The 26,087-nt window shown below is 73.4% G+C and carries 25 protein-coding genes and 1 riboswitch; of the genes, 14 read left to right on the forward strand and 11 right to left on the reverse strand.

The features are described 5' to 3' along the window. Nucleotides 1-115: 115 nt before the first annotated feature. A complete protein-coding gene (locus tag ABT106_RS05845) occupies nucleotides 116-1,759 on the forward strand; it encodes a DNA repair helicase XPB (protein WP_351272863.1) in 1,644 nt (547 codons plus the stop codon). 87 nt (nucleotides 1,760-1,846) lie between these two features. On the opposite strand, the gene ABT106_RS05850 is transcribed toward ABT106_RS05845, so the two are convergent. After that, nucleotides 1,847-2,032, reverse strand: a complete 186-nt coding sequence (locus tag ABT106_RS05850; protein ID WP_351272865.1) for a hypothetical protein — start codon at nucleotides 2,030-2,032, stop codon at nucleotides 1,847-1,849. A 321-nt stretch (nucleotides 2,033-2,353) separates the two neighbouring features. Between ABT106_RS05850 and ABT106_RS05855 the strand changes: the two genes are divergently transcribed. Continuing rightward, nucleotides 2,354-4,432: a HelD family protein gene (locus ABT106_RS05855; protein ID WP_351272868.1), complete on the forward strand. Its 2,079-nt coding sequence runs from the start codon at nucleotides 2,354-2,356 to the stop codon at nucleotides 4,430-4,432. 95 nt (nucleotides 4,433-4,527) lie between these two features. On the opposite strand, the gene ABT106_RS05860 is transcribed toward ABT106_RS05855, so the two are convergent. After that, nucleotides 4,528-5,220 carry a copper homeostasis protein CutC gene (locus ABT106_RS05860; protein ID WP_351272870.1) on the reverse strand — a complete coding sequence of 231 codons (693 nt, stop codon included), beginning with the start codon at nucleotides 5,218-5,220 and terminating at the stop codon, nucleotides 4,528-4,530. 152 nt (nucleotides 5,221-5,372) lie between these two features. Between ABT106_RS05860 and ABT106_RS05865 the strand changes: the two genes are divergently transcribed. Continuing rightward, nucleotides 5,373-6,032: an HD domain-containing protein gene (locus ABT106_RS05865; RefSeq protein WP_351272872.1), complete on the forward strand. Its 660-nt coding sequence runs from the start codon at nucleotides 5,373-5,375 to the stop codon at nucleotides 6,030-6,032. A 123-nt stretch (nucleotides 6,033-6,155) separates the two neighbouring features. Continuing rightward, nucleotides 6,156-7,379 carry a Cmx/CmrA family chloramphenicol efflux MFS transporter gene (locus ABT106_RS05870; RefSeq protein WP_351272923.1) on the forward strand — a complete coding sequence of 408 codons (1,224 nt, stop codon included), beginning with the start codon at nucleotides 6,156-6,158 and terminating at the stop codon, nucleotides 7,377-7,379. 38 nt (nucleotides 7,380-7,417) lie between these two features. Here the strand turns inward: ABT106_RS05870 and ABT106_RS05875 are convergent, their stop codons facing one another. Both ABT106_RS05875 and ABT106_RS05880 read right to left on the reverse strand, forming a co-directional pair. Then, nucleotides 7,418-7,684, reverse strand: coding sequence for a DUF4031 domain-containing protein (locus ABT106_RS05875; protein WP_351272874.1), 267 nt, complete (start codon nucleotides 7,682-7,684; stop codon nucleotides 7,418-7,420). A gap of 7 nt (nucleotides 7,685-7,691) precedes the next feature. Continuing rightward, nucleotides 7,692-8,069 carry a DUF8819 family protein gene (locus ABT106_RS05880; RefSeq protein WP_351272877.1) on the reverse strand — a complete coding sequence of 126 codons (378 nt, stop codon included), beginning with the start codon at nucleotides 8,067-8,069 and terminating at the stop codon, nucleotides 7,692-7,694. Between the two features lie 102 nt (nucleotides 8,070-8,171). On the opposite strand from ABT106_RS05880, the gene ABT106_RS05885 reads away from it, so the two are divergent. The 3 genes from ABT106_RS05885 to ABT106_RS05895 all read left to right on the forward strand — a co-directional run bounded on the left by ABT106_RS05885 (nucleotide 8,172) and on the right by ABT106_RS05895 (nucleotide 11,677). After that, on the forward strand, nucleotides 8,172-9,149 hold the full coding sequence (locus tag ABT106_RS05885) for a MurR/RpiR family transcriptional regulator (protein WP_351272880.1): 978 nt from the start codon (nucleotides 8,172-8,174) through the stop codon (nucleotides 9,147-9,149). A gap of 10 nt (nucleotides 9,150-9,159) precedes the next feature. Continuing rightward, entirely contained in the window at nucleotides 9,160-10,083 is a 924-nt protein-coding gene (murQ, locus tag ABT106_RS05890) for an N-acetylmuramic acid 6-phosphate etherase (protein ID WP_351272883.1), read from the forward strand. A gap of 64 nt (nucleotides 10,084-10,147) precedes the next feature. Then, on the forward strand, nucleotides 10,148-11,677 hold the full coding sequence (locus tag ABT106_RS05895) for a PTS transporter subunit EIIC (RefSeq protein ID WP_351272886.1): 1,530 nt from the start codon (nucleotides 10,148-10,150) through the stop codon (nucleotides 11,675-11,677). Nucleotides 11,678-11,738: 61 nt separating this feature from the next. On the opposite strand, the gene ABT106_RS05900 is transcribed toward ABT106_RS05895, so the two are convergent. After that, on the reverse strand, nucleotides 11,739-13,058 hold the full coding sequence (locus ABT106_RS05900; protein ID WP_351272888.1) for a lipase family protein: 1,320 nt from the start codon (nucleotides 13,056-13,058) through the stop codon (nucleotides 11,739-11,741). 194 nt (nucleotides 13,059-13,252) lie between these two features. Here ABT106_RS05900 and ABT106_RS05905 point away from each other — a divergent pair, with 194 nt between their 5' ends. The 3 genes from ABT106_RS05905 (at nucleotide 13,253) to ABT106_RS05915 (ending at nucleotide 16,120) form a co-directional block, all read left to right on the forward strand. Beyond that, nucleotides 13,253-13,840 carry a GNAT family N-acetyltransferase gene (locus ABT106_RS05905; protein ID WP_351272891.1) on the forward strand — a complete coding sequence of 196 codons (588 nt, stop codon included), beginning with the start codon at nucleotides 13,253-13,255 and terminating at the stop codon, nucleotides 13,838-13,840. A gap of 201 nt (nucleotides 13,841-14,041) precedes the next feature. Then, a complete protein-coding gene (locus ABT106_RS05910) occupies nucleotides 14,042-14,389 on the forward strand; it encodes a protease inhibitor I9 family protein (RefSeq protein ID WP_351272893.1) in 348 nt (115 codons plus the stop codon). Between the two features lie 96 nt (nucleotides 14,390-14,485). Further along, a complete protein-coding gene (locus ABT106_RS05915) occupies nucleotides 14,486-16,120 on the forward strand; it encodes a serine/threonine-protein kinase (RefSeq protein WP_351272896.1) in 1,635 nt (544 codons plus the stop codon). 79 nt (nucleotides 16,121-16,199) lie between these two features. On the opposite strand, the gene ABT106_RS05920 is transcribed toward ABT106_RS05915, so the two are convergent. Together ABT106_RS05920 and ABT106_RS05925 are read right to left on the reverse strand one after the other, a co-directional pair. Beyond that, on the reverse strand, nucleotides 16,200-16,868 hold the full coding sequence (locus ABT106_RS05920; RefSeq protein ID WP_351272899.1) for a LamG domain-containing protein: 669 nt from the start codon (nucleotides 16,866-16,868) through the stop codon (nucleotides 16,200-16,202). A gap of 138 nt (nucleotides 16,869-17,006) precedes the next feature. Further along, on the reverse strand, nucleotides 17,007-17,624 hold the full coding sequence (locus ABT106_RS05925; RefSeq protein ID WP_351272901.1) for a phosphoribosylanthranilate isomerase: 618 nt from the start codon (nucleotides 17,622-17,624) through the stop codon (nucleotides 17,007-17,009). A 163-nt stretch (nucleotides 17,625-17,787) separates the two neighbouring features. On the opposite strand from ABT106_RS05925, the gene ABT106_RS05930 reads away from it, so the two are divergent. Continuing rightward, nucleotides 17,788-18,366 (forward strand): Uma2 family endonuclease, encoded by a 579-nt coding sequence (locus tag ABT106_RS05930; RefSeq protein ID WP_351272904.1) that lies wholly within the window; start codon nucleotides 17,788-17,790, stop codon nucleotides 18,364-18,366. A gap of 68 nt (nucleotides 18,367-18,434) precedes the next feature. Beyond that, nucleotides 18,435-18,860, forward strand: coding sequence for a GNAT family N-acetyltransferase (locus ABT106_RS05935; protein ID WP_351272907.1), 426 nt, complete (start codon nucleotides 18,435-18,437; stop codon nucleotides 18,858-18,860). 107 nt (nucleotides 18,861-18,967) lie between these two features. On the opposite strand, the gene groL is transcribed toward ABT106_RS05935, so the two are convergent. The 4 genes from groL to thrC all read right to left on the reverse strand — a co-directional run bounded on the left by groL (nucleotide 18,968) and on the right by thrC (nucleotide 23,225). Next, on the reverse strand, nucleotides 18,968-20,590 hold the full coding sequence (gene groL / locus ABT106_RS05940) for a chaperonin GroEL (RefSeq protein WP_351272909.1): 1,623 nt from the start codon (nucleotides 20,588-20,590) through the stop codon (nucleotides 18,968-18,970). A gap of 383 nt (nucleotides 20,591-20,973) precedes the next feature. Further along, entirely contained in the window at nucleotides 20,974-21,183 is a 210-nt protein-coding gene (locus tag ABT106_RS05945; RefSeq protein ID WP_030232479.1) for a cold-shock protein, read from the reverse strand. Nucleotides 21,184-21,613: 430 nt separating this feature from the next. After that, on the reverse strand, nucleotides 21,614-21,892 hold the full coding sequence (locus tag ABT106_RS05950; protein ID WP_351272911.1) for a MoaD/ThiS family protein: 279 nt from the start codon (nucleotides 21,890-21,892) through the stop codon (nucleotides 21,614-21,616). Nucleotides 21,893-21,926: 34 nt separating this feature from the next. Continuing rightward, nucleotides 21,927-23,225 (reverse strand): threonine synthase, encoded by a 1,299-nt coding sequence (gene thrC, locus ABT106_RS05955; RefSeq protein WP_351272913.1) that lies wholly within the window; start codon nucleotides 23,223-23,225, stop codon nucleotides 21,927-21,929. Beyond that, nucleotides 23,219-23,375: riboswitch (SAM riboswitch) on the reverse strand. Its footprint overlaps the gene before it by 7 nt. A gap of 186 nt (nucleotides 23,376-23,561) precedes the next feature. Here thrC and ABT106_RS05960 point away from each other — a divergent pair. Next, on the forward strand, nucleotides 23,562-24,512 hold the full coding sequence (locus tag ABT106_RS05960) for a glucosyl-3-phosphoglycerate synthase (protein WP_351272915.1): 951 nt from the start codon (nucleotides 23,562-23,564) through the stop codon (nucleotides 24,510-24,512). Nucleotides 24,513-24,558: 46 nt separating this feature from the next. Continuing rightward, nucleotides 24,559-26,037 (forward strand): alpha,alpha-trehalose-phosphate synthase (UDP-forming), encoded by a 1,479-nt coding sequence (locus ABT106_RS05965; RefSeq protein ID WP_351272917.1) that lies wholly within the window; start codon nucleotides 24,559-24,561, stop codon nucleotides 26,035-26,037. Nucleotides 26,038-26,087: the final 50 nt, after the last annotated feature.

Below are 26,087 nucleotides of genomic sequence, written 5' to 3' on the forward strand. Positions count from 1 at the left end.
CCCCGCCGGTCGCCGCCGGTCGCCCCGCCGGTCGCCCCGCCGAAGCGCCGTGTTCCCAGCCTCCGCGCCGTACGGCACACTGGAGGTTTGGCCTGAATGAAACGGGGCGCTGCGCGTGAATGGTCCACTGATCGTCCAGAGCGACAAGACACTCCTCCTCGAGGTCGACCACGAGCTGGCCGGCGCCGCGCGCCGGGCCATCGCTCCCTTCGCCGAGCTGGAGCGGGCTCCCGAGCACATCCACACCTACCGGATCACCCCGCTCGGCCTGTGGAACGCCCGGGCCGCCGGGCACGACGCCGAGCAGGTCGTCGACGCGCTCGTCGAGTTCTCCCGCTACCCCGTCCCGCACGCCCTGCTCGTCGACGTCGCCGAGACCATGGCGCGCTACGGCCGCCTGACCCTCTCCAAGCACCCCGTGCACGGGCTGGTCCTGACCAGTACCGACCGGCCCGTGCTGGAGGAGATCCTGCGGTCCAAGAAGGTCGCCCCGCTCGTCGGGGCCCGGCTCGACGCCGACACCGTGGCCGTGCACCCCTCCGAGCGCGGGCAGATCAAGCAGACGCTGCTCAAGCTGGGCTGGCCCGCCGAGGACCTCGCCGGGTACGTGGACGGCGAGGCGCACCCGATCGAGCTGGACGAGGACGGCTGGGCCCTGCGCCCGTACCAGCAGCAGGCCGTCGAGGGCTTCTGGCACGGCGGCTCCGGTGTCGTGGTGCTGCCCTGCGGCGCCGGCAAGACGCTGGTCGGCGCCGGGGCCATGGCGATGGCCAAGGCGACCACGCTGATCCTGGTCACGAACACCGTCTCGGCCCGCCAGTGGAAGCACGAGCTGGTCAAGCGGACCTCGCTGACGGAGGAGGAGATCGGCGAGTACTCCGGCACCCGCAAGGAGATCCGGCCCGTCACGATCGCCACGTACCAGGTCCTCACGACCAAGCGGAAGGGCATCTACCCGCACCTGGAGCTCTTCGACTCCCGGGACTGGGGCCTGATCGTCTACGACGAGGTGCACCTGCTGCCCGCGCCGGTCTTCAAGTTCACCGCCGACCTCCAGGCGCGCCGCCGGCTCGGCCTGACCGCCACGCTCGTGCGCGAGGACGGCCGCGAGTCGGACGTCTTCTCCCTCATCGGGCCGAAGCGGTTCGACGCGCCGTGGAAGGAGATCGAGGCGCAGGGCTACATCGCGCCCGCCGACTGCGTCGAGGTACGGGTGAACCTGACGGAGGCGGAGCGGCTCGCGTACGCGACCGCCGAGACCGAGGAGAAGTACCGCTTCTGCGCGACGACCGCGACGAAGCGGAAGGTCACCGAGGCGCTGGTGCGCAAGCACAAGGGCGAGCAGACCCTCGTCATCGGCCAGTACATCGACCAGCTCGACGAGCTCGGCGAGCACCTGGACGCGCCCGTCATCAAGGGCGAGACCTCGAACGCGCAGCGCGAGAAGCTGTTCAACGCCTTCCGCGAGGGCGAGATCAGCGTGCTGGTCGTCTCGAAGGTCGCCAACTTCTCCATCGACCTGCCCGAGGCGACCGTCGCCATCCAGGTGTCGGGCACCTTCGGCTCCCGCCAGGAGGAGGCCCAGCGCCTGGGCCGGGTGCTGCGTCCGAAGGCGGACGGCCACGAGGCGCGGTTCTACTCGGTCGTCGCCCGCGACACCGTCGACCAGGACTTCGCGGCGCACCGGCAGCGCTTCCTCGCGGAACAGGGCTACGCCTACCGGATCATGGACGCGGACGAGATCCTGGCGAACGACTGACCGCGCGGCCGACGCCGCCCCGCCGCCACGTCGCAGCGCGCGGCCGCGCCGCCGGCAGGCGGGCGCGGCCGGCCGGCGGCCGTGCCGTCAGCGGCGTATGACGCCCGCGTCCTCGGCGTACTCGCCCAGGACGACGACGCTCACGGCGGTCGCCGCGAAGACCTTCGCGCCGCGCAGCACGCCGCCCAGGCTGTGCCGGGGACGGAAGTCGGAGGTGGCGGTGGCGCCGCTCGGGCGGCCGCCCTGGACCGGGGTGAAGGTTGCGGTGCTCATGTATCCATGGTGCGTTTCCGGCGCGGATTCCACATCGGCCCACGGACGGAATCCCGGGGCCCCGGCCTCCTCCTCACGGCCCATGCCTCCCCCCGCCGGCTCTGTCCGGGGTATGACACTCCCCGGTACCACACCCGTACGTACACCCGTACGGAGGTCTCGCCCCCGAGGGGACGTCCGGCCCCCAATCCGTTCGCACCGGGCCCCGCCCCTCGCTAGAATCTCCGCTCTTGCCGCCTCCCGCCGCCTCACCGGGGAGTGCCGCCCGCCGCACGGAAACCGGCGGGCTTCCGTTCGCACCCAGCAGCTGGAGGCAGCCCCGTGCCCGCGCACGCGCCCGCATCAGACCCGCACGCCCCCGCACCGTCGGACCCCCTCGCCCGCGAACGCTCCCATCTCGCCGCGTCCCGCTCCGCGCTCCGCGCCATGCGCGAGGACGCCGAGGCCCTCGACATCCGCGACGTCACCGCGAACTGGGTCAACGCGATCGTCCTCCAGGCCCAGATCGACGACCGCATCAAGTCCCTCGCCGACCTCTCCCACACCCCCCTGTTCTTCGGGCGGCTGAACTACCTGCACGCCCCGGGCGCGACCCTCGCCGAGGGCGCCGAGGGCGAGCGGTTCTACATCGGCCGCCGCCACGTCCACGACGCGGGCGGCGACCCGATGGTCATCGACTGGCGGGCGCCGGTCTCGCAGCCGTTCTACCGGGCCTCCAGGAAGGACCCCCAGGACGTCTCGCTGCGCCGCCGCTTCGGCTACACCGGCGGCGAGCTGACGGCGTACGAGGACGAGCACCTCTCCGACCCCGGCGAGGCGGCCGGCGTCAGCAAGCTGCTCCAGCAGGAGATCGAACGGCCCCGCGTCGGCCCCATGCGGGACATCGTCGCGACGATCCAGCCCGAGCAGGACGAGATCGTCCGCTCCGGGCTCTCCGGTTCCGTCTGCGTGCAAGGCGGGCCCGGTACCGGGAAGACGGCCGTCGGCCTGCACCGCGTCGCGTACCTCCTCTACGCCCACCGCGACCGCCTCGCCCGTACGGGCACGCTCGTCATCGGGCCGAACCGTTCCTTCCTGCACTACATCGAGCAGGTCCTCCCGGCGCTCGGCGAGCTGGAGGTCAAGCAGGCCACCGTCGACGACCTGGTCGCCCGCGACGGCCTGGAGGTACGCGCGCGGGACGCCGCCGCGACCGCCGTCGTCAAGGGCGACGCCCGGATGGCGCAGGTGCTGCGCCGCGCGCTGGGCTCGCACGTCACCCCGCCCGCCGAGCCGCTGATGGTGGTCCGCGGGTCGCGGCGCTGGCGGGTCCCGGCGTACGAGCTGGCCGAGATGGTCGAGGAGCTCCAGAACCGCGACATCCGCTACGGCGCCGCCCGTGACGCGCTGCCGCAGCGGATCGCGCACGCGGTGCTCGTACGGATGGAGCAGGCGGGCGAGGCGCCCGACGACCGCGTCCAGGACGCGGTGGCGCGCAACCCCGCCGTCAAGGCGGCCGTGAAGGCGGTCTGGCCGCCGGTCGAACCGGCCAGGCTGGTCCTGCGGCTGCTCTCCGACCCGGAGTTCCTGGCCGCCCACGCGGAGGGGGTCCTCACGGCGGACGAGCAGAAGCTGCTGCTGTGGCCCAAGCCGTTCCGGAGCGTGAAGTCGGTGGCGTGGTCGGCGGCGGACCTGGTCCTGATCGACGAGGCGGCCGACCTGGTGGAGCGGACGCACTCGCTGGGCCACGTCGTCCTCGACGAGGCCCAGGACCTGTCGCCGATGCAGTACCGGGCCGTGGGCCGGCGGTGCACGACGGGCTCCGCGACGGTCCTCGGCGACCTCGCGCAGGGCACCACCCCGTGGGCCACGCGCGGCTGGGACGAGGCCCTGGCCCACCTCGGGAAGCCGCAGGCGGTGGTGGAGGAGCTGACGGCGGGCTTCCGCGTGCCGCGCGAGGTGATCGCGTACGCCTCCCGACTGCTGCCGTCGATCTCCCCGGGCCTGGCCCCGGTCTCCTCGGTCCGCGAGACCCCCGGATCGCTGCGGATCACGGAGGTCGCGGACCCGGCGGCGGCCGCGGTCGCGGCCTGCCGGGAGGCGCTGGCGCACGAGGGCTCGACCGGTCTGATCGCGGCGGACGCCCGGATCCCGTCGCTCGCCGAGGCCCTGCTGGCGGCGGGCCTGCCGTACCTGTCGCCGGGCGAGGAGACGACCGCGCAGTCGCGGCTGACGCTGGTGCCGGCGTCGCTGGCGAAGGGCCTGGAGTACGACTACGTGGTCCTGGACGAGCCGGCGGCCATCGTCGACGGCGAGCCCGACGAGCGGACGGGCCTGCGGCGGCTGTACGTCTGCCTCACGCGCGCCGTCTCGGGCCTGGCCCTCCTGCACTCGGCCCCGCTGCCGGCCGCCCTGGGCTGACCGGTACGGGAACGGCGGGCGGGGCGGGGCGCCTCCGCCCCGCCCCGGCCCGCCGTTCCCGGGGCGCCTGCGCCCGCCCCGGCGCGTTCGCGCCGTCAGTCCAGGGCCGTGCGCCACCGCGCGACCGCGGCCGCCGACACCGGGCGTCCCCACCCGTCGGGGCGCGCCGCCCCGCCGATGTGGAACGCGTCCACGCCGCCCTCGCGCAGCATCGGCAGGTGCGACAGCGCCAGGCCGCCGCCGACCAGGATCCGCGCCTCGTACCCGGGCTCGCCCCGGCGGGCCGCCTCGGCCAGCAGGACCGGCATGCCCTCGTCCACTCCGGCTGCCGAGCCCGCCGTCAGGTAGGTGTCCGGTCCGGCGGGCACCGGCTCGGAGAGGGCCTTGCGCAGCTGGTCCCGGTCCGCCGCCCGGTCGATCGCCCGGTGGAAGGTCCAGCGGCAGCCGTCCAGCTCCGCCACCACGGCCTCGACGGCCGCGAGGTCGGGGGTCCCGTCGGGGTTAAGGAAGCCGAGCACGAACTCGGTCGCGCCTTCCGCCCGCAGCTCCCGCGCGGCCGTCAGCAGGACCTCGGCGTCGCCCGCGGCGAACCCGTCCGTCGTGCGCAGCATCACGCGCAGCGGGATGTCGACCGCGGCCCTGATCGCCGCGAAGGTCTCGCGCGGCGGAGTCAGCCCGTCGGCGGCCATGTCGGTGACCAGTTCGAGTCGGTCCGCCCCACCGGCCTGGGCCGCGACCGCGTCCTCCGCGTCGAGGGCGATCACCTCCAGGAGCGCACGGTTGCTCATTCGATCCATCCTTCGGAAAACTGCTCGGGTGACCCGACGGCCCGATCGGGGCACATGCGGTCAGAGTGGAAAATAGGTCTAGTCCAATATGGAGGGTACGGGCCCACCCCCGGGCACCACCAGCACAATCACGCCACCCCCACAATGTGCGCATGGACACAGGCACCCCGCACACCGACACGGCCGCCCTCCGCGCCCGCTGGCGGGCGACCACCGCCGCCGCCGGAGCCCCCGCCGACCGCGACCCCGCCCCGTACGCCGACCGGCTCCTCGCCGCCTGGGCGGAGCCCCAGCGCAGGTACCACACCACCGCGCACCTGGCCGACGTCCTCGCGCGGATCGACGTTCTGGCCCCGCACGCCGCCGACCCGGCCGCCGTCGAGCTGGCCGCCTGGTTCCACGACGCCGTCTACCGCCCCGACCGCTCCGAGAACGAGGAGCGCAGCGCCGCCATGGCCGAGCGCGCCCTCCCCGAGCTGGGCGTGGACCCCGGGCGGACCGCCGAGACGGCCCGGCTGGTCCGCCTCACCGTCACCCACGACCCCGCCCCCGGCGACACCAACGGCGAGGCGCTCTGCGACGCCGACCTGGCCGTCCTCGCGGGCGACGGCCCGGCGTACGCCGCCTACGCGGCCGCCGTCCGCGCCGAGTACGGGTTCGTCCCCGACGACGCGTTCCGCGAGGGCCGCGCGGCCGTCCTGCGCCAGCTCCTGGACCTGCCCCGGCTCTTCCGCACCCCGTACGGGGCCGCGCACTGGGAGGCCCCGGCCCGCGCCAACCTCGCCGCGGAACTCGCCGCGCTGACGGCCTGAGGCGCCGCCGCGGGGGCCGCCCGGCTCTCCGTGGATGTCACGCAGCCGACACACGAACGGGGAATTCGAGCCTGTTCGCGGTGGTTGGTGCCAGACATGCCCGTAGCAGCCGCACGCCCCCGCATGCCCGTCGCCGTCTACGTCCTCGGCCTGTCCGTGTTCGCACTCGGCACCAGTGAATTCATGCTCTCCGGGCTGCTGCCACCGATCGCCGAGGACATGGGCGTCACCATCCCGCAGGCGGGCCTGCTGATATCCGCCTTCGCGATCGGCATGGTCATCGGGGCGCCCCTGCTGGCCGTGGCCACCCTGCGCCTCCCCCGGCGCACCACCCTCGTCTCCCTCATCAGCCTCTTCGGCCTCGGGCAGGTCGCGGGTGCGCTGGCCCCCTCGTACGAGCTGCTCTTCGCCTCGCGCGTCGTCTCGGCCCTCGCCTGCGCGGGCTTCTGGGCCGTCGGCGCGGCCGTCGCCATCGCCATGGTCGACAAGGACCAGCGGGCCCGCGCCATGGCCGTCATGATCGGCGGCCTGTCCATCGCCAACGTGCTCGGCGTCCCCGCCGGCGCCTTCCTCGGCGAGCACCTCGGCTGGCGTTCCGCGTTCTGGTCGGTGGGCGCCGCCTCCGCCGTCGCCCTGGCCGGCATCCTGGTGCTGATCCCGAAGATCCCGCTGCCCGCCGAGAAGCCGCGCCTGGGGCGCGAGCTGCGCATCTACCGCGACCGCCAGGTGTGGCTGGCCATCGGCATCACGGCCCTGGCCGCGGGCGGCGTCTTCTGCGCGTTCAGCTACCTCTCGCCGCTGCTGACGGACGTGGCCGGGCTCGACTCGCGGTGGGTGCCGTGGATCCTCGGCCTCTTCGGTCTCGGCGCGCTCGTCGGTACCACCATCGGCGGCCGGGTCGCCGACGCGCACCTGTTCGGCGTGATGCTCTGGGGCATCACCGCCTCGACCGTCTTCCTGGCCGCGCTCGCCCTGCTGGCCGGGACCGCGGCCGCGGCGGTCGCGCTGTCGTTCCTGCTCGGCTTCTCGGCCTTCTTCACCGCTCCGGCGCTCAACGCCCGCATGTTCAACGTGGCCGGCGCCGCCCCGACCCTGGCCGGCGCCACCACCACCGCCGCCTTCAACCTCGGCAACACCGGCGGCCCCTGGCTCGGCGGCACCGTGATCGACGCGGGCCTCGGCTTCTCCGCCACCGCCTGGGCGGGCGCCGCCATGACGGTCACCGCCATCGCCCTCACCGTCATCGCCCTGCGCCTGGACCGCCGCCGCCCGCACCCCGGCACGACCCGCGTGATCGCCTCGGGCCCGGGCGCCGCGACCCCCGTGGAACAGTCCGCCCACGCCTGACGGGCGGCCCACGCCCGACCGGCCTTCCGGTGCCCTTCCTACGCCGGGCGGCCCTTCGGGCGGCGCAGGCCCGCGTCCGTGAGGCGGCGGACCAGTTCCTTGCTGCCGATCTCCACCGCGCCCGCGCCGACCGCGTCCGCGTACCGGTACGACGGCACGTCGTAGTGGTCGCGCTCGAAGGCCCGGGGCGGACAGCCCACGGCGGCCGCGAAGGCGTGCAGTTCCTCGTACGAGACGTCGCTGACCAGGTGCGACCACATCCGGCCGTGGCCCGGCCAGGTGGGCGGGTCGATGTACACCGTCACCGGCGCCTCACCGGCCCGGCCGCAGGACCGGGCCGAGGCCGCCCACCGCGGCGACCCTGACGCCCGCCTCCGGGCACACCCAGTGCGGGTCGGGGCCCAGCTCCGGGTCCACGTCCAGCGCGTGCGGGTCGCCGTGGCCGCAGACCGGGCACAGCGGCCAGCGGCCGTACTTCTCCAGCAGCGCGTCCTGCACGTCCTGGGCGACGAGCCCGGGAAGGAAACCGGCCCCCTCGGGCCACTGCTCCACCCACCACCGGCGGTGCGTGACCGAGTCCTCGACGAGGGAGACGACATCGGCGTCGGCGACCTCGGCCGCGGCGAGATCGGCGAGTACGAGGGCACGGGCGACGTGCAGCGCCTGCTCCAGAGGGGGTGCGTGTTCCATGGCCCCATTGTGAACCCGCGCGGGGTGTGTGGCGAAGGTCCCTTCCAGGTCGTGACGTATGGCGCCTTGACCTCCGGGCTCCGCTGAAAATAGGTTTCAGACGTGAGCGAGAACGCGAAAGAAACTTTCAGACCGGACGCGCCCCCCACCCCGGCCGCCCCGGTTCCCCCCACCACCCCCGCACCCTCCGCCCTGCGGGCCCGGGTCCGCAGCCTCGGCCCCTCCATGACCCGCTCCATGCAGGCCGTCGCCGAGGCCGTCGCCTCCGACCCGGCCGGCTGCGCGCAGCTCACCGTCTCCGCCCTCGCCGGGCACACCGGCACCAGCGAGGCCACCGTCGTCCGCACCGCCCGCCTCCTCGGCTACCCCGGCTACCGCGACCTGCGCCTCGCGCTGGCCGCGCTCGCCGCACAGCAGGAGTCCGGCGCCGCGCCCGCCGTCACCGTCGACATAGCCGTCGACGACCCCCTCGCGGACGTCGTCGCCAAGCTGGCCCACGAGGAGGCGCAGACCCTCGCCGACACCGCCGCCGGACTCGACCTGACCCAGCTGGCCGGCGCCGTCACCGCCCTCGCGACCGCCCGGCGCATCGACATCTACGGCGTCGGCGCCTCCGCCCTCGTCGGCCAGGACCTCGCCCAGAAGCTGCTCCGCATCGGCCTGATCGCCCACGCCCACCAGGACACCCACCTCGCCCTCACCAACGCCGTCCTGCTGCGCCCCGGCGACGTCGCCGTCGCCGTCACCCACTCCGGCTCCACGGGCGACGTCATCGAGCCCCTCCGCACGGCCTTCGAGCGCGGCGCCACCACCATCGCGCTGACCGGCCGCTCCAACGCCCCCGTCGCCCACTACGCCGACCACGTCCTGGCCACCTCGGCCGCCCGCGAGACCCAGCTGCGCCCGGCCGCCATGTCCAGCCGGACCAGCCAGCTCCTCGTCGTCGACTGCCTGTTCGTCGGCGTGGCGCAGCGGACGTACGAGACCGCCGCCCCCGCCCTCGCCGCCTCGTACGAGGCGCTCGCCCCCCGCCACCAGACGTCCGTACCGACCGGCAAGCGCAGCAGCACCGCCCGCTAGGAGCCCGACCATGACCGCGTACGCAGCCCTTCGCGCCCAGCTGGAGACCCTGACCACCGAGGCGTTCCGCCCCGAACTGGCCGAGGTCGACCGGCTGTCCACCCTGGAGATCGCCCGCCTGATGAACGCCGAGGACGCCACCGTCCCGGCCGCCGTCGCCTCGCGGCTGCCGGAGATCGCCGCCGCGGTCGACGCGATCGCCGAGCGGATGGCGCGCGGCGGCCGGCTCGTCTACGCGGGCGCCGGCACCGCGGGCCGGATGGGCGTGCTGGACGCCAGCGAGTGCCCGCCCACCTTCAACACCGACCCGGCGGAGGTCGTCGGGCTGATCGCGGGCGGCCCCTCCGCCATGGTCCAGGCCGTCGAGGGCGCCGAGGACTCCCGCGAGCTGGCCGCCGAGGACCTCGCCGCGCTGGAGCTGGGCCCCGACGACACCGTGGTCGGCGTCTCCGCCTCCGGGCGCACCCCGTACGCGATCGGCGCCGTCGAGTTCGCCCGTACGCGCGGCGCGCTCACCCTCGGGCTGTCCTGCAACGCGGGCTCGGCGCTCGCCGCGGCCGCCGAGCACGGCATCGAGGTGGTCGTGGGGCCCGAACTGCTCACCGGATCGACCCGGCTGAAGGCCGGTACCGCGCAGAAGCTCGTCCTCAACCTGATCTCGACGGTGACGATGATCCGGCTCGGGAAGACGTACGGGAACCTGATGGTCGACATGCGCTCCTCCAACGAGAAGCTGCGCGCCCGCGCCCGCCGCATCGTGGCCCTGGCCACCGGCGCGCCCGACGAGGAGATCGAGGCCGCGCTGACGGCCACCGGCGGCGAGGTGAAGAACGCCATCCTCGTCGTCCTCGGCGGCGTCGACGGCCCCAAGGCCGCCGAGCTGCTCGCCTCCTCGCGGGGCCACCTGCGCGCCGCACTCGCCGCGGCCTCCTGAACGCCCCCGGCCCGCACCCCGCCCCGCCCCCGCCCGTACCCCCCGACGCAAGGCGATCCCCAGCATGTCCACTGACAAGAACCGCGCCACAGCCGCCGCGATCCTTCCTCTGGTCGGCGGCCCGGACAACATCACCTCGATCGCGCACTGCATGACCCGCCTGCGCATCGGCCTGCGCGACCGGAGCCTGGTCCAGGAGGAGGCCCTCAAGGCCGTCCCGGCCGTCCTGGGCGTGGTCGAGGACGACACCTACCAGATCGTGCTGGGACCGGGCACCGTCGCCCGGGTCACCCCGGAGTTCGAGGCCCTCGTCGCGGAGGGCCGCTCGGCCGCGGCGGCCGCGGCACCGGCGGCGTCCGCCCCCGCGCCCGCCGGCGGCCACCCCGTCACGGCCGGTGAACTGGCCTCGCAGGGCGCGGCGCTGAAGCAGGCCCGCAAGGCCCGGAACGCCACCCCCTTCAAGCTGTTCCTGCGGCGCATCGCGAACATCTTCGTACCGCTCATCCCGGCCCTGATCGGCTGCGGCGTCATCGCGGGCCTGAACGGCCTGCTGACGAACCTGGGCTGGCTGCCCGCCCTGGTCCCGGCCCTCGCCGCCATCGCCTCCGGCTTCATGTCGCTCATCGCGGTGTTCGTCGGCTACAACACGGCCAAGGAGTTCGGCGGTACGCCGATCCTGGGCGGCGCCGTCGCCGCGATCATCGTCTTCCCCGGCGTCGCGAAGGTCGCCGCCTTCGGGCTGGAGCTCAAGCCCGGCCAGGGCGGCGTCCTCGGCGCGCTCGCCGCGGCCCTGCTCGCCGTGTACGTCGAGAAGTGGTGCCGCAGGTGGGTCCCCGAGGCGCTGGACGTCCTGGTCACGCCGACCCTCACGGTCCTCATCTCGGGCCTGGTCACCCTCTTCGGCCTGATGTTCCTCGCCGGTGAAGCCTCCACCGCCATCGGCACCTTCGCCGACTGGCTCCTCGCCACCGGCGGCGCCTTCGCCGGGCTGGTCCTGGGCGGGCTGTTCCTGCCGCTGGTGATGCTGGGCCTGCACCAGGCCCTGATCCCCATCCACACCACGCTCATCGAGCAGTCCGGGTACACCGTCCTGCTGCCCATCCTCGCCATGGCGGGTGCGGGCCAGGTCGGCGCGGCCATCGCCGTCTACTACAAGCTCCCGCACAACGGCTCGCTGCGCGCCACCATCAAGTCCGCGCTCCCGGCCGGGTTCCTGGGCGTCGGCGAGCCGCTGATCTACGGCGTCTCGCTGCCGCTGGGCCGCCCCTTCGTCACCGCCTGCGTCGGCGGCGCGGCCGGCGGGGCCTTCGTCGGCCTCTTCAACCAGCTGGGCGTGGGCTTCGGCTCGACCGCCATCGGCCCCTCGGGCTGGGCCCTCTTCCCGCTCCTGGACGGCACGTCGGGCCTGGGCGCCACCCTCGCGATCTACGCGGGCGGCCTGGCGGTCGGCTACCTGGTGGGCTTCGCCGCGACCTACTTCTTCGGCTTCACGCGGCAGATGCTGGCCGACCTCGACACCGCCCCGGAACCCGCCCCGCCCACCCCGGGCACCGGCTCCGGCACCGACCCCGACAAGCAGCCGGCCCTGGCCTGACCCCGCACCGACGGCGGCGGGAGCACCCCTGCCGGGGTGCTCCCGCCGTCTGCCCGACGCGTCAGCAGTTGTCCGGTGCCGGCCGGCCCGCGAAGCGGTCGGCGATCCAGGTCAGGTACTCCCGCTCGGCGACGAAGGGGATCGTCTGGTGGGTCGCCCCCTGGTACGTCGTGTACTGCACCGGCTGGTCGAAGGCGCAGGCCCGTTTCACGTAGTCGGTGGTCGAGTACGGGTTGATGACGGTGTCCGCGGTCCCCTGCATGACCAGCACCGGCGCCACGGTCGTCACGTAGCCCGGGGTGTTCTCGTGGAACCGCCGGTGCCAGGTCTCCGGCACCTCCAGCAGCCCCTTGAAGAGGGTGTCGAGCTGCCCGGTGTTGCCCACGTTGTTCTGGATGACGTCCGAGAAGTGCTCGATGCACGCCACCCCGTCGCCCGCCAGCGCGTCCAGCCCGGCCGGCTTGAGGACGTCCTCGGCCTTCAGCTCCGGGTACGCCGCCAGGAAACCCCGGTAGACGTTGATCCGCAGGGCCGCCTGGTGCGACGGGGACGTCGCGTCGGTCGGGCCGGGGCGGACCAGGCCGCGGAACTCCGGGCCGAGGTCGGCGGCGGGCGCCAGCGCGGCCACGCCGACCAGCTTCGTCTCGGGGGTGTAGGAGGGCGCGTTCTGGCCGACGAACAGGGCCGCCCCGCCGCCCTGGGACCAGCCCAGCACGGCCGCCTTGTCGTTGGCGCGGGCCGCCCCGATCCGGCGGGCCGCCCGGACCGAGTCCAGGACGTTGTTCGACTCGGTGGCGCCGACCACGTACTGGTGGACGCCGGGCGTGCCCAGCCCCTGGTAGTCGGTGCCGACCACGACGTCGCCCGCCGCGAGGAAGTCCGTCAGTGCCGGCACGCCGACGTCGATGCCGTACGGGCTGTCGTACGTGAAGTAGTCGATCAGGTCGACCGCCGGGTCCGGCACCGCCGACGGCGCGCACATGCGCGGCCCGCCGACCGTCCCGTGCGCCCAGGCCACGACGTTGCGGCCCTGCTTCGGCGCGTGCCGGTCCGGCCAGGCGACGATGCCGGACACCGCGACGGGGCTGCCGTCGCCGAGGGTCGACAGGTACAGGATCCGGCAGGCGCGGGCCCCGTCCGGCGCGGAGACCTTCCGCGCCCAGATCAGGTCCCCGTGGGTGCCCTCGGGCAGCGGCGACGGCGGGGTGTAGAACCGCTCGCCGTGCGGTCCGACGGGCACGCCCGGCGCGCACTCGACCCGGCCGCCCTTGCCGCCGCCCGGACCGTCCTCGTCCGCGGCCGCCGCCACGGGGCCGCCGAAGCCCAGGGCGAGCACCGCGGCCGTGGCGGCCGCGATGATCGCCGATACCCGTCGTCTCATCCGATGTCCCTTCACCCGCACTCGATGCAGGAGCAGAGACTAGGAAAGATGATGTGATTTGTCACACATGATGACCTTTCAGTTCGTATGTGTCGCAGGCCGGTTGAACCGGATGCGGAGTCCTTCGGCCACCCCTCCCGCCGCCCGCCCCGCTCGATTCCCGTCCGGCCCCGCGGGTCCGGCAGGATGCGCTCATGAGCGACGCGATACCCCCTGTGGTCCCCACGGGCCGACTGGCCGCCCTGCCCCAGCCGGAGTTCTACCTCCCGGGTACCGGCGGACTGCACCTGCGCCCCTGGAACGCGTACGACGCGCCCGCCCTCGTCGAGGCGTGCCACGACCCGGACATCCGGTTCTGGAACCGCCCCAGCCTGCTCGACGAGGCCGGAGCCGTGGCGCGGATCGCCCGCTGGGAGGCCCGCCGGCAGGCCGAGGAGGGCGTGCTCTGGGCGGTGGCACCCGCCCAGGGCGGCCAGGCGTTCGGCCTGGTCGGCCTGGGGGACGTGGATCTCGCGGGCGGCAGCGCCGAGTTCCTGTACTGGCTGCTGCCCGCCGGCCGCGGCGTCGGGGTCATGGCGCGGGCCACCGACCTGGTCAGCCGCTGGGCCTTCGAGACCCTCGGCTTGCACCGCCTGCGCATCACCCACTCCGTGCGCAACCCGGCGTCCTGCGTCGTCGCCCTCCGCGCCGGATTCCCCCTGGAGGGCGTCATGCGCGGCGCGCTCCTGCACGCCGACGGCTGGCACGACGAGCACCTGCACGCCCGCCTGCGCACCGACTGAGCGGGCACGCCGCCGGGGGCCGCTCCGGGCCGCCCCCGGCCCGTACGGTCCGGGCCGCCCGGACAGGATCAGCCGCCCGGGCAGGATCACCCGTACGGTCCTCCGCCACCCCGGGGGCGCACGGGCGGTGCGCTCCCCGTGCCCCCGCCGCACCCCGGGCGGTCGTTGACCGGCCCCGCCCGGCGTGATGCCCTCGGCCCCATGCGCAACCCCCTGAGCCGGGCCACCGTGCCCCTGGCCGCCGCCGTCCTGGCCGCCGTGGCCGTCCTGCCCGCGGCCGCCGCCACGCCCCTCCCCGTACCGGAGACCAGCGCGGCCGCTCCGGCCGCCGACCACCCCACGTACATCGTCACCGTCCATCCGGCACTCGACCCGGCCACCGTCGCCGGGGCCTACGGGATCACCCCGATCCACGTGTACCGCGACGCCCTGAACGGCTTCGCCGCCCGTCTCTCCCCCGAACAGGTCGAGGACCTCCGGGCGACGCGTTCCGTCGTACGGTCCGTCGAGGCGGACGGCACCGCGTCCGCGGACGGCACCGCCGGCTGACCGCCCCTGGGGACGGCCCCGCAACTCCGCTCCCCGGCAGCTCCCTTAGGGTTGTGTGGATCAACCCACCGGTTGGTCGGGGGACCGGGGGGACCTGTGGACGACGTCACGACCGAAGTGTTCCGGCCACTGCTGGCGGACGATCCGCGGACCGTGGCCGGCTACCGCCTCGCGGCCCGGATCGGCGCGGGCGGCATGGGCCGGGTCTACCTGTCGCACACCCAGGGCGGCCGCCCGGTGGCCATCAAGGTGGTCCGGCCCGAGCTGGCCGAGGACCCGGCGTTCAAGCGGCGGTTCCGCCGCGAGGTCGAGGCGGCCCGGCGGGTCCGGGGCGCGTACACCGCCGAGCTGATCGACGCCGAGGCGGACGGGGTGCCGCCCTGGCTGGCCACCCTGTACGTACCCGGCCCCTCGCTCTCGCAGGCGGTCGCCCGGAGCGGCCCCCTGCCCGTGGCCGCGGTGCTGTGGCTCATGGCGGGCGTGGCCGAGGCCCTGCAGGCCATCCACGGTGCGGGCATCGTGCACCGCGACCTGAAGCCCTCGAACGTCCTCCTCGCCGCCGACGGGCCCCGGGTCATCGACTTCGGCATCTCACTGGCCTCGGGCACCACCACGGGCACGGCCACGCACTCCGCCATCGGCACGCCCCAGTACATGGCTCCCGAGCAGGCGTCGGAGGGCGAGGTCACGGCGGCTACCGACGTGTTCGCACTGGGGCAGACGGCGGCGTTCGCGGCACTGGGCCGGCCCCTGTACGGCGACGGCCCCTCCATGAGCGTGCTGTTCCGGATCGTCCACTCCGACCCCGACCTGTCCCTGCTTCCGGAACCGCTGCGCCCGCTGCTCGCGCGATGCCTGGCCCCCGATCCGGCGGATCGGGCCACCCCGGCGGAGATCGTGGCGTGGTGCCGGCAGCGCCTGGGAGGGGACGCGGACGCGGGCGGCGGACCGGCCGTCTGGCGGGAGGTGACGGGGCCGGAGGTGGTGACCCCCGGCCCGCTCCACCACCCCACCCCGGTGCGGACGACACCGGTGGCCGGACGGTCCGGAACCCGCCCGGAGCCGGGATCGCCCCCGCCGCCCGCGCCCGCACCGGCGCCGCCCGGGCCGCAGGAACGGCGCCGGCGCGGGCGGCGTACCGCGCTGATCGTCGGCGCGGCGGTGACGGCCTGGGCGGTCCTGCTGGCGGGCCTGGGCTGGATGGTCATGGACGGCGCGGACCGGCTGCGCGACCGCGCGGCCGCGCGGACCGCACCGGGGGCGGTCTCCGGCGCGGCGACCGGCGGCACGGCGAAGGGAGCCGCCCCCGAACCGTCCGCGCCGAGCACGCCCGAGGCGCCCAGGACGCCCGCGCCCCGCCCGTACCCCATGGTCCGCCTGGGGGAGGGGGAGGACTCCGTCAGCTTCAGGGAGCCGGTCCGGCGCGAGGACCGCACCGGGGACCTCCGCCTGGCCTGCACCCGGACCACCTGCGCCCTGGAGAGCGACTCCAGCGTGATCGCCCTGCTCCTGGGCGAACCGCGCGGCTCCCTCGACACGTGCCGTTTCGCCCTCCGAGAGGTCGAATCGCGCAGCGTCACCCTCGCCGCGGCGGCGGCCGGGAGCGAGTTCTGCGTCAAGCACCCGTCGGGGGACATCGCGCTGCTGGTGATCCAGGTCAAGTCGGTCGTGCGGCTGAAGGGCCTGCCGGACTGGGTGACCGCGGACATGACGGTCTGGCCCGCGTCCTGACGGAGCGGGGGCGGGACAGGACCGACCGGCCTGAGCCACTGCCCGCTGCCCGCTGCCCGCTGCCCTGGGAGGCGACCCCCTAACGCCGGTACACGCGCAGTTCCGACACCTCGTACGACATCTCCGTGGCCCCCGGGTCCGGCGCCGGGTGGTAACGCCCGGCGCAGACCGAGAGGTTGACGATGAGGTACGCGCGCCAGTTCCGGCCGACGCCCCGGCCGTCGCTGAACACGCGGGCGCCGTTCACCCACCAGACGACCGAGTTCCTCCCGAACTCGACCTTCAGGTCGACCCACCCGCCGGGCCGCACCGACGGGTCGCGGTGGTAGCGGTGGCCCTCGCGGACGTGGTTGGACAGCTCCAGCAGGTCCGGGTTGTCGGGGTGGTACTCGAAGACGTCGATCTCCTGCCCGCCGTCCCGCCAGGTCCAGATCGCGGGCCAGGCCCCGCGCTCCACCGGCAGCCTCACCCGGGCCTCCAGCACGTCGCCGGTGCGCGCCATGAAGCCGCCGTCGCTGCCCTCGGTGGTGAGGAGGCCGGCGTCCCAGTTGCCGTCGGGGCGCAGGGTCGCCCGGAAGACCCCGCCGCGGCTGTAGGCGGGGTCGGCGACGAGGTGGTCCAGCTTGTTGTCGCCCGGGTTGACCGGACCGCCGCCGGGATACGCCCACGAGCGGCCGGCGACCCACTGGGAGGTGGAGGCGAAGTCGGCGGTGAAGACGGGAGTGCGGCGCGGCGCGAACACGGGCACGCCTCCACCGCCCTCAGGAACGAGGCGGCTTGTCAGGCGCCGCAGCCATCCGAGCGTGTCCGAGAGCATGACTGTGCTTTGCCCGCCGGAAACCGGCCGAACCTCCGGTTCTCGCTGAGAGTAATCGCACGAACGCGTTCAGCGAGCAGAGGCGTGCGCCGCGCGCACGAAGGCCCGGATGAGCGCCGGGGACTTCACTCCGCGCTCCCCCTCGACCCCGCTGGACACGTCCACGCCCCACGCGCCCGTGGTCTCCAGGGCCTCCCGGACGTTGCCGGGCGTCAGCCCGCCCGCCAGCAGCCAGCGGCCCTCCGGCGCCGTGAACTCCTCGGAACCCCAGTTCCAGGGCTTGCCGGAGCCCGGGTCCGGTGCGTCGATCAGCAGCAGGTCCTCGCCGTACTCCCCGCACCGACGGACGTGCTCCGCGGTGGCCCGCAGCAGGGTCCGGCCCCCGGCCCGCAGCGCCGCGAAGTCCTCGGGGCCCTCCTCGCCGTGCAGCTGGACGCCCCGTACGCCGCTCTCCTCGGTGAACCGGGCGACCTCCGCCACCGACTGCCCCCGGAACACCCCGACGGTGAGCACCCCCGGCGGCACCTCCGCCGCGAGGGCGCGCGCGGTCGCGGCGTCGACCGTACGCGGGCTGCCCGGGGCGAACACGAACCCGACGGCCCCCGCCCCCGCGGCCACGGCCGCCTCGACGTCGCGCGCGTTCTTCAGGCCGCAGATCTTGACGAAGGGTGCGCTGCTCTCGCTCATCCCCCGAGTCAACCAAACCCGCCCGTCCCGCGGCACTCCGTCCCGAGGACCGGGCACGGCCCCGGCCCCGGCCCCGGCCCCGGCCCCGGCGCTAGCCTGATCTGAGACCCGGGCCCCGGCCCGGCACAGCACGCACGCGATGCGGAGGACCACGGTGACCGCCATGACCGAACGGGCCACACCGATAGACACCACGCTGTCGGCACCTCCGACCTTCGAGAGCCTCCTGCGCACCGTCGAGGAGATGAACACGCCAGACGGCTTCAGGGCGGAGATCATCCGGGGGAAGATCGTCGTGTCACCGTGGTCCAAGCTGCGCTACGTCCGCCCCACGCGTGCCCTGCGCCGACAGCTGGAGGCAGAGGCTCCGGACGGGCACATCGCGGAGACCTCCCCCTTCCTGTTCCGCTTTCCCTCGGCCGGTCGCGCCTACGGTCCCGACCTCTTCGTCGCCGACGAAGCGGCCTTCGAAGCGGACGGCCGCCACGCGGACGGGGCGGCGCTGTCCCTGGTCGGGGAGTTCACCTCCGTCTCCACGAAGGACGCGGACCGGACCGACAAGCTCGACGTCTACGGCCTGCTCGTGCCGGTCTGCCTGGTCATCGACATGCAGGGCTCGGAGATCACCTGCTTCTCGGCCCCCTCCCCGCACGGCTACCGCTCCCGCACCACGGTGTCCTTCGGCGAGCCCCTCCACGTACCGGAACCGTTCGGCTGCGTCATCGACTCGTCCGGGTTCTGACCACGGGCGCCCCGGCGGACCCCGGAATCCGTTCGTGGCGGCGCGGGCGCGGGCCGCAGAATGGTGCGATGAACGACAACGGGGTGGAGATCACCACAGGCGGCGCGGACGCCGGGCTCGACGCGCGGCTCAGCGAGGAGCTGGACGCCTTCAACCGGGCGGCGACGGAAGGACTCCGGCAGTCCGAGTTCACCGTCCGGGTCACGGACGCGGACGGCGCGCTCGTCGCCGGGCTGAGCGGCTGGAGCTGGGGCGACCGGGCCGGCATCGGCATGACCTGGGTCCGCGAGGACAGCAGGGGCGACGGCTGGGGCGGCAGGCTGCTGGCCGCCGCCGAGGACGAGGCCCGCCGGCGGGGCTGCGCCAGCCTCCTCGTCTCGTCCTTCACCTTCCAGGCCCCGGCCTTCTACGCCCGCCACGGCTACGTGGAGACGGCCCGCGTCCCGGGCTTCCCGGGCGGCCACGAGGACGTGTACTTCCTCAAGCAGCTCTGACCGGCCGACCCCGTCCCGTGCTCCGGCGGCCGGGAGAACGCCCGAGGGCGGCACCCCCCGCGGGGGGTGCCGCCCTCGTTCGAGAACAGCCGATCAGCCGGGGCCGATCAGAAGTCCATGTCACCACCCGGCATGCCGCCGCCCGCGGGGGCACCGGCCTTCTCGGGCTTGTCGGCGATGACGGCCTCGGTCGTCAGGAACAGCGCGGCGATCGACGCGGCGTTCTGCAGCGCGGAGCGCGTGACCTTCGCCGGGTCGATGATGCCCTCGGCGATGAGGTCGACGTACTCGCCGGTGGCCGCGTTCAGACCCCAGCCCGGGGTCAGGTTGCGGACCTTCTCCACGACGACGCCACCCTCGAGGCCGGCGTTGACGGCGATCTGCTTCAGCGGGGCTTCCAGGGCGAGCTTGACGGCGGCAGCGCCGGTCGCCTCGTCACCCGTGAGCTCCAGCTTCTCGAAGACCGCGGAGGCCTGCAGCAGGGCCACGCCGCCACCGGCGACGATGCCCTCCTCGACGGCCGCCTTCGCGTTGCGAACGGCGTCCTCGATGCGGTGCTTGCGCTCCTTGAGCTCGACCTCGGTCGCGGCGCCGGCCTTGATGACGGCCACGCCGCCGGCCAGCTTCGCGAGGCGCTCCTGGAGCTTCTCGCGGTCGTAGTCCGAGTCGGAGTTCTCGATCTCGGCGCGGATCTGGTTGACGCGACCGGCGACCTGGTCGCTGTCGCCGGCACCGTCGACGATGGTGGTCTCGTCCTTGGTGATGACGACCTTGCGGGCGCGGCCCAGCAGGTCGAGACCGGCGTTCTCCAGCTTGAGGCCGACCTCCTCGGAGATGACCGTGCCGCCCGTGAGGATGGCGATGTCACCGAGCATGGCCTTGCGGCGGTCGCCGAAGCCCGGAGCCTTGACGGCGACGGACTTGAAGGTGCCACGGATCTTGTTGACGACCAGGGTCGACAGGGCCTCGCCCTCGACGTCCTCGGCGATGATCAGCAGCGGCTTGCCGGACTGCATGACCTTCTCCAGGAGCGGCAGCAGGTCCTTGACCGAGCCGATCTTGGAGTTGACGATCAGGATGTACGGGTCGTCGAGCGACGACTCCATGCGCTCCATGTCGGTGGCGAAGTACGCCGAGATGTAGCCCTTGTCGAAGCGCATGCCCTCGGTGAGCTCGAGCTCCAGGCCGAAGGTCTGGGACTCCTCGACCGTGATGACGCCTTCCTTGCCGACCTTGTCCATCGCCTCGGCGATGAGCTCGCCGATCTGGGTGTCGGCGGCGGAGATGGAGGCCGTGGAGGCGATCTGCTCCTTGGTCTCGACATCCTTGGCCTGGGCGAGCAGGGCGGCGGAGACGGCCTCGACGGCCTTCTCGATACCACGCTTGAGGGCCATCGGGTTGGCGCCGGCGGCTACGTTGCGCAGGCCCTCGCGGACGAGTGCCTGGGCGAGCACGGTGGCGGTGGTCGTACCGTCGCCGGCGACGTCGTCCGTCTTCTTGGCGACTTCCTTGACCAGCTCGGCGCCGATCTTCTCGTACGGGTCCTCGAGCTCGATCTCCTTGGCGATGGAGACACCATCGTTGGTGATCGTGGGGGCGCCCCACTTCTTCTCAAGGACGACGTTGCGACCCTTGGGGCCAAGGGTGACCTTGACGGCGTCGGCGAGCTGGTTCATCCCACGCTCGAGACCGCGCCGGGCCTCCTCGTTGAACGCAATGATCTTGGCCATCTGAAGTGGTCCTCCCGGACAGGGGTGGATTGCTCCGGACCGCGCCCGCGCCCGCGACGGACGGCCTGAGCATCCGGCGGTTCCTTCCCGCCGGACACTGTGGGCCTCACCGACCCGGTCCTCGTTTTAGTAGCACTCTCACCGGGAGAGTGCTAACGCCAATGATTAGCACTCGGCCCCCTCGAGTGCAAGCGGCTTCGGTCAACACCCCGGGAAGAGGCAGGCGCCGCACGGGCCGTGCGGGCCGGACGCACGAGGGGCCCACATCCCTTGTCCAGGATGTGGGCCCCTCGTTGTGCCTCGTACGCCGTGCTCCGGTCCCGCCGCACTCCGGTCCTGCCGGGCCCGCCGTACGTACGCGTCGGTGGCCGATCGCGTGGGGACTAGCCGGCGGCCGCGAGCTTGACCATGTCCGCCTGCGGCCCCTTCTGGCCCTGCGAGATCTCGAACTCGACCCGCTGACCCTCTTCAAGGGTGCGGTAACCGTCCATCTGGATGGCGCTGTAGTGGACGAACACATCCGCGCCACCGTCGACCGCGATGAAGCCGTAGCCCTTCTCCGCGTTGAACCACTTGACGGTGCCCTGAGCCATGCCTAACTCCCCTATTACTGGCCCTTGCGCAGGAACGCACTTCGCGATCCCGGGTCAGAACTTGCGTCGGAACGCGTCGACCGAGGCTGAATGTATCCGCGCCGATGCTGTCTGCAACAGGTCGATCCGACGAGAATTCAGGCCACTAGGAAACATTGAAAAAGAGTGAAAATTTGGCATACTCCAGGGCAACTCGGGCCCGGCATCTTTCGCCAAAGCCCCATACCGCACACGCACATTGACCCGATGTCGACCCTCACGCGGCCCGTTCATATGCGGCGGGCAAGAACAGCGGAGGGGACTTCCCCAACCTTACCGCGCCCAATCAAGCAGAATTGCCCCCTCCGCTTATTGGCGGAAGGGGCAATTTCGGTGTGTCGCGTCACCGCGCGCGGGGTGTCCCCGCGCGGGCGGCCGGCCGCACGGCCGGTCAGCAGCCGCCCGCGACGGCCGGGATGATCGAGACGCCGGCGCCGTCCGGGGTGACGGCCTCCAGGCCGCCCTCGAAGCGCACGTCGTCGTCGTTCACGTAGACGTTCACGAAGCGGCGGAGCTTGCCCTGGTCGTCCAGGACGCGGGCGGCGATGCCCGGGTGGCTCTGCTCCAGCGACTCGATGACCTCGGCCAGGTTCGCGCCCTCGGCGGAGACCTCGGCCTTGCCGCCGGTGTAGGTGCGCAGGATGGTGGGGATGCGGACGTTGACGCTCATGGCGCTACTGCCTTTCCGGTGTGCGAGGGGAGGTTCAGACCAGCCCGGCGGCGCGGAAGGCGTCCAGGCTCGGGCGGATGGTGGCGGTCTGCCCGCTGTCCGCGGCCACCGCCTCCAGGGTCTTGAGGCCGTCCCCGGTGTTCAGGATGACGGTGGTCAGCGCCGGGTCGAGGTGCCCGGCCTCGATGAGCTTCTTCGTGACGCCGACGGTCACGCCGCCCGCGGTCTCGGCGAAGATGCCCTCGGTCTGCGCCAGGATCTTGATGGCCTCGACGACCTGCTCGTCGTTGACGTCGTCGACGAAGCCGCCGGTGCGCCGCGCGATGTCCAGGACGTACGGACCGTCCGCCGGGTTGCCGATCGCCAGGGACTTGGCGATGGTGTTCGGCTTCTGCGGGCGGACCACGTCGTGGCCGGCCTTGAAGGCGGTCGAGACCGGGGAGCAGCCCTCGGCCTGGGCACCGAAGATCTTGTACGGCTTGTCCTCGACCAGGCCCAGCCTGATGAGCTCCTGCAGCCCCTTGTCGATCTTCGTGAGCTGCGAGCCGGAGGCGATCGGGATGACCAGCTGGTCGGGCAGCTGCCAGCCGAGCTGCTCGCAGATCTCGTACGCGAGCGTCTTGGAGCCCTCGCCGTAGTACGGGCGCAGGTTGACGTTGACGAAGCCCCAGCCCTCGCCGAGCGGGTCGCCGATGAGCTCGGAGCAGAAGCGGTTGACGTCGTCGTAGTTGCCCTCGATGCCGACGAGGTCGCCGCCGTAGACACCGGCCATGACGACCTTGCCCTGCTCCAGGTCGTGCGGGATGAACACGCAGGAGCGGAAGCCGGCGCGGGCGGCCGCGGCGCCGACGGCGCCGGCCAGGTTGCCGGTGGAGGAGCAGGAGAGGGTGGTGAAGCCGAAGGCGCGGGCCGCCTCGACGGCGATGGCCACGACGCGGTCCTTGAAGGAGTGCGTAGGGTTGCCGGAGTCGTCCTTGACGTAGAGCTTGCCGGTGACGCCGAGTTCCTTGGCCAGGTTGGCCGCGTCCACGAGCTTGGTGAAGCCCGGGTTCAGGCTCGGCTTGGAGGCCACGTCGGCGGGGACGGGCAGCAGCGGCGCGTAGCGCCAGATGTTGTTCGGGCCGGCCTCGATCGCGGCGCGCAGGGCCTCGGGGTCACCGGTGGGAAGGTCGTAGGAGACTTCCAGCGGGCCGAAGCACTCGACGCACGCGAAGATGGGGCCGAGTTCGAAGCGGGTACCGCACTCGCGACAGGAAAGGCCGGTGGCGGGTCCGAGATCGACAGAGGTGGTTTCGGTCTGTGCAGCCATGATGGCGAGGCCCTTTCTCCTCATCTTCCCCATGGCGCACTTCGCCATGAGACGGAATTGGCACCTTCCCTAGCCGGGGACCTCGCGGAGTGTGCGCAGAACGCATCGCGAGAACCGACTGGAGGGTTGCCGGGGCTTCAACGGGCCGTGTCCCTCTGCCCCTCTGGATGAGCGGTATGGCACCGGGCCGCGCGCTCTTCGGCACGTCCGGGCGTTTGTGGGCGAGCACCCCCGGCATGCGGCGGTGCTTCGCGTTGTTCAAGACTGTAACCGAAGGTCCGGGTGGTTGAGACAGCCGTCCGAACCGCGAGATGGATCACATTTCGGCTTATACCGCCGAGTAACCAGGGAGTGCCGAGAGTGCTGGAAGAGGTGGAGCGCTGGCTGGCCGAGCGCTCCTGGGCCGCCGCCGACCGACCGCTCGCCCAGCTGATCGAACGCAAGCGGGCGACGGGCACCACGGTCAGCGTGGTGCTGCCCGCGCTCGACGAGGAGGCGACGGTCGGCGAGATCGTCGAGGTGATCCGGCGCGAGCTGATGGACGGGCTGCCCGTCCCCCTGGTGGACGAACTGCTCGTCGTGGACTCGGGTTCCACCGACCGGACCGCGGAGGTGGCGGCGAAGGCCGGCGCCCGGGTGGAGCACCGCGACGGGATCCTGCCCCGCCTCCCGGCGCTGCCCGGCAAGGGGGAGGTGCTGTGGCGCTCGCTGCTGGCCACCACCGGGGACGTCGTGTGCTTCGTCGACGCCGATCTGCGGGACTTCTCGGCCTCCTTCGTCTCCGGCATCGTGGGGCCGCTGCTGACCGACCCCGAGGTGCAGTTCGTCAAGGCGATGTACGACCGTCCGCTGGGCGGCGCCCCGGGCCAGGGCGGGCGGGTGACGGAGCTGGTCGCCCGGCCCCTGCTCAACCTGCACTGGCCGCGGCTGGCGGGCTTCGTCCAGCCGCTGGGCGGCGAGTACGCCGTGCGGCGCTCGCTGCTGGAGCGGCTCCCCTTCCCCGTCGGGTACGGCGTCGAGCTGGGCCTGCTGGTGGACGCGCTGCACACGGTCGGGCTGGACGCGCTGGCCCAGGTCGACGTCGGCGTACGGGTCCACCGCCACCAGGACGGGCAGGCGCTGGGCCGGATGGCCGCGGCGATCTACCGCACGGCGCAGCTGCGGCTCTCGCGCGGGCACCTCGTACGGCCGGAGCTGACGCAGTTCGAGCGGGGCCCGGACGGCTTCGTGCCGCGCACCTACGCGGTGGACACCGAGGAGCGGCCGCCGATGCGCGAGATCGAGGAGTACGCCGTACGCCGCGTGGCGTGACGAATCGGACGGTTTGAGGGGGCCCGGGCCCGGCTAGGTTGGCGGCATGGCTTCTCAGGTACTCGTTGCAGCGAACCGCGGCCCGCTCTCCTACGCCCTGGCCGACGACGGAGCGCTCAGCGCCCGCCGCGGCGGCGGCGGACTCGTCTCCGGGCTGTCCGCGGCCCTCGCGGAGCAGCCGGACGCGCTGTGGATCTGCGCGCCGCTCTCGGACGCCGACCGGGAGGCGGTGCGCCGGGACGTCTCCGAACCGGGCGTCCGGATGCTGGACATCGATCCCACGGTGTACGACGACGCGTACAACGGCATCGCGAACTCCGTGCTCTGGTTCACCCACCACCACCTGTACGACGTCCCGCGCGAGCCGGTCTTCGACGCGCGGTTCCGCCGTCAGTGGGACTCGTACACGGAGTACAACCGTGCCTTCGCGCGGGCCCTCGCGCAGGAGGCGGCGCCCGGGGCCCGCGTCCTGGTGCAGGACTACCACCTGGCCCTGGTCCCGGGGCAGCTGCGGGAGCTGCGGCCGGACCTGCGGATCGCGCACTTCACGCACACGCCGTGGGCCTCGCCCGACTTCCTCGGCATGCTCCCCGACGACGTCCGCCAGCAGCTGGTCTGGGGGATGCTCGGCGCGGACGTGCTGGGCTTCCACACGGGCGAGTGGGCGCGGAACTTCGTCGCGGGGGCGCAGACCGACGACGCGAGCGGCGTGGCGGAGGGCTTCTGGCCGGCCGCCGGGCCCAGCGGGGTCCGGCACCGCAGGACGGTGGAGGACGGACGGCGCGAGGAGCGCCCGGAGGAGCCCCGCTTCACGGAGGTGACCGCCTTTCCCCTGGGCGTCGACGGGGACGACCTGCGGGCGCTCGCGCACCGGCCCGAGGTCGACGCGAAGCTGGCGGAGCTGCGGGCGGAGGTCGGGGACCGCAGGACGGTGGTCCGGGTGGACCGCACGGAGCTGTCGAAGAACATCCTGCGCGGGCTGCTGGCCTACCGGGAGCTGCTGACGGTCCACCCCGAGTGGCGCGGCCGGGTCGTGCACCTGGCCTCCGCGTACCCGTCGCGGCAGGACCTGAAGGTCTACCGGGAGTACACGGCGGCGGTGGCGGAGCTGGCGGCGGAGATCAACGCGGAGTTCGGCACGGAGGGCTGGGAGCCGGTGCTGGTGTCGGTGAAAGACGACTTCGCGCGCTCCCTGGCGGCCTACCGGCTGGCGGACGTGGCCCTGGTGAACCCGGTGCGCGACGGGATGAACCTGGTGGCGAAGGAGATCCCGGTGGTGTCGGAGGCGGGCTGCGCCCTGGTGCTGTCGACGGGCGCGGGGGCGTACGAGGAGCTGCGCGACCACGCGCTGACGGTGAACCCGTACGACGTGACGCGGACGGCACAGGCCCTGAACGAGGCGCTGACCATGCCGGAGCCGGAGCGCGCGGAGCGTACGAAGCGGCTGGCGGCGGCGGCCACGGCGCTGCCCCCGGCGGCCTGGTTCCGCGCCCAGCTCGACGCCCTGGGCGCCCCGGACGCCTGACCCGCGGCCGCCGGCGCGGTGCGCGCGGCTGCGGGACCCGTCCCCGGAGC

Source organism: Streptomyces sp. NPDC002044 (assembly GCF_040296725.1).
Classification (GTDB): Bacteria; Actinomycetota; Actinomycetes; order Streptomycetales; family Streptomycetaceae; genus Streptomyces; species Streptomyces antarcticus.

Coding starts and splice junctions, on each gene's coding strand:
- ABT106_RS05850 (WP_351272865.1), bottom strand. CDS start 2,032: ATGAGCACCGCAACCTTCACCCCGGTCCAGGGCGGCCGCCCGAGCGGC.
- ABT106_RS05860 (WP_351272870.1), bottom strand. CDS start 5,220: ATGAGCAACCGTGCGCTCCTGGAGGTGATCGCCCTCGACGCGGAGGAC.
- ABT106_RS05865 (WP_351272872.1), top strand. CDS start 5,373: ATGGACACAGGCACCCCGCACACCGACACGGCCGCCCTCCGCGCCCGC.
- ABT106_RS05870 (WP_351272923.1), top strand. CDS start 6,156: ATGCCCGTCGCCGTCTACGTCCTCGGCCTGTCCGTGTTCGCACTCGGC.
- ABT106_RS05880 (WP_351272877.1), bottom strand. CDS start 8,069: ATGGAACACGCACCCCCTCTGGAGCAGGCGCTGCACGTCGCCCGTGCC.
- murQ (WP_351272883.1), top strand. CDS start 9,160: ATGACCGCGTACGCAGCCCTTCGCGCCCAGCTGGAGACCCTGACCACC.
- ABT106_RS05895 (WP_351272886.1), top strand. CDS start 10,148: ATGTCCACTGACAAGAACCGCGCCACAGCCGCCGCGATCCTTCCTCTG.
- ABT106_RS05900 (WP_351272888.1), bottom strand. CDS start 13,058: ATGAGACGACGGGTATCGGCGATCATCGCGGCCGCCACGGCCGCGGTG.
- ABT106_RS05905 (WP_351272891.1), top strand. CDS start 13,253: ATGAGCGACGCGATACCCCCTGTGGTCCCCACGGGCCGACTGGCCGCC.
- ABT106_RS05910 (WP_351272893.1), top strand. CDS start 14,042: ATGCGCAACCCCCTGAGCCGGGCCACCGTGCCCCTGGCCGCCGCCGTC.
- ABT106_RS05925 (WP_351272901.1), bottom strand. CDS start 17,624: ATGAGCGAGAGCAGCGCACCCTTCGTCAAGATCTGCGGCCTGAAGAAC.
- ABT106_RS05930 (WP_351272904.1), top strand. CDS start 17,788: ATGACCGAACGGGCCACACCGATAGACACCACGCTGTCGGCACCTCCG.
- ABT106_RS05935 (WP_351272907.1), top strand. CDS start 18,435: ATGAACGACAACGGGGTGGAGATCACCACAGGCGGCGCGGACGCCGGG.
- groL (WP_351272909.1), bottom strand. CDS start 20,590: ATGGCCAAGATCATTGCGTTCAACGAGGAGGCCCGGCGCGGTCTCGAG.
- ABT106_RS05945 (WP_030232479.1), bottom strand. CDS start 21,183: ATGGCTCAGGGCACCGTCAAGTGGTTCAACGCGGAGAAGGGCTACGGC.
- ABT106_RS05950 (WP_351272911.1), bottom strand. CDS start 21,892: ATGAGCGTCAACGTCCGCATCCCCACCATCCTGCGCACCTACACCGGC.
- thrC (WP_351272913.1), bottom strand. CDS start 23,225: ATGAGGAGAAAGGGCCTCGCCATCATGGCTGCACAGACCGAAACCACC.
- ABT106_RS05965 (WP_351272917.1), top strand. CDS start 24,559: ATGGCTTCTCAGGTACTCGTTGCAGCGAACCGCGGCCCGCTCTCCTAC.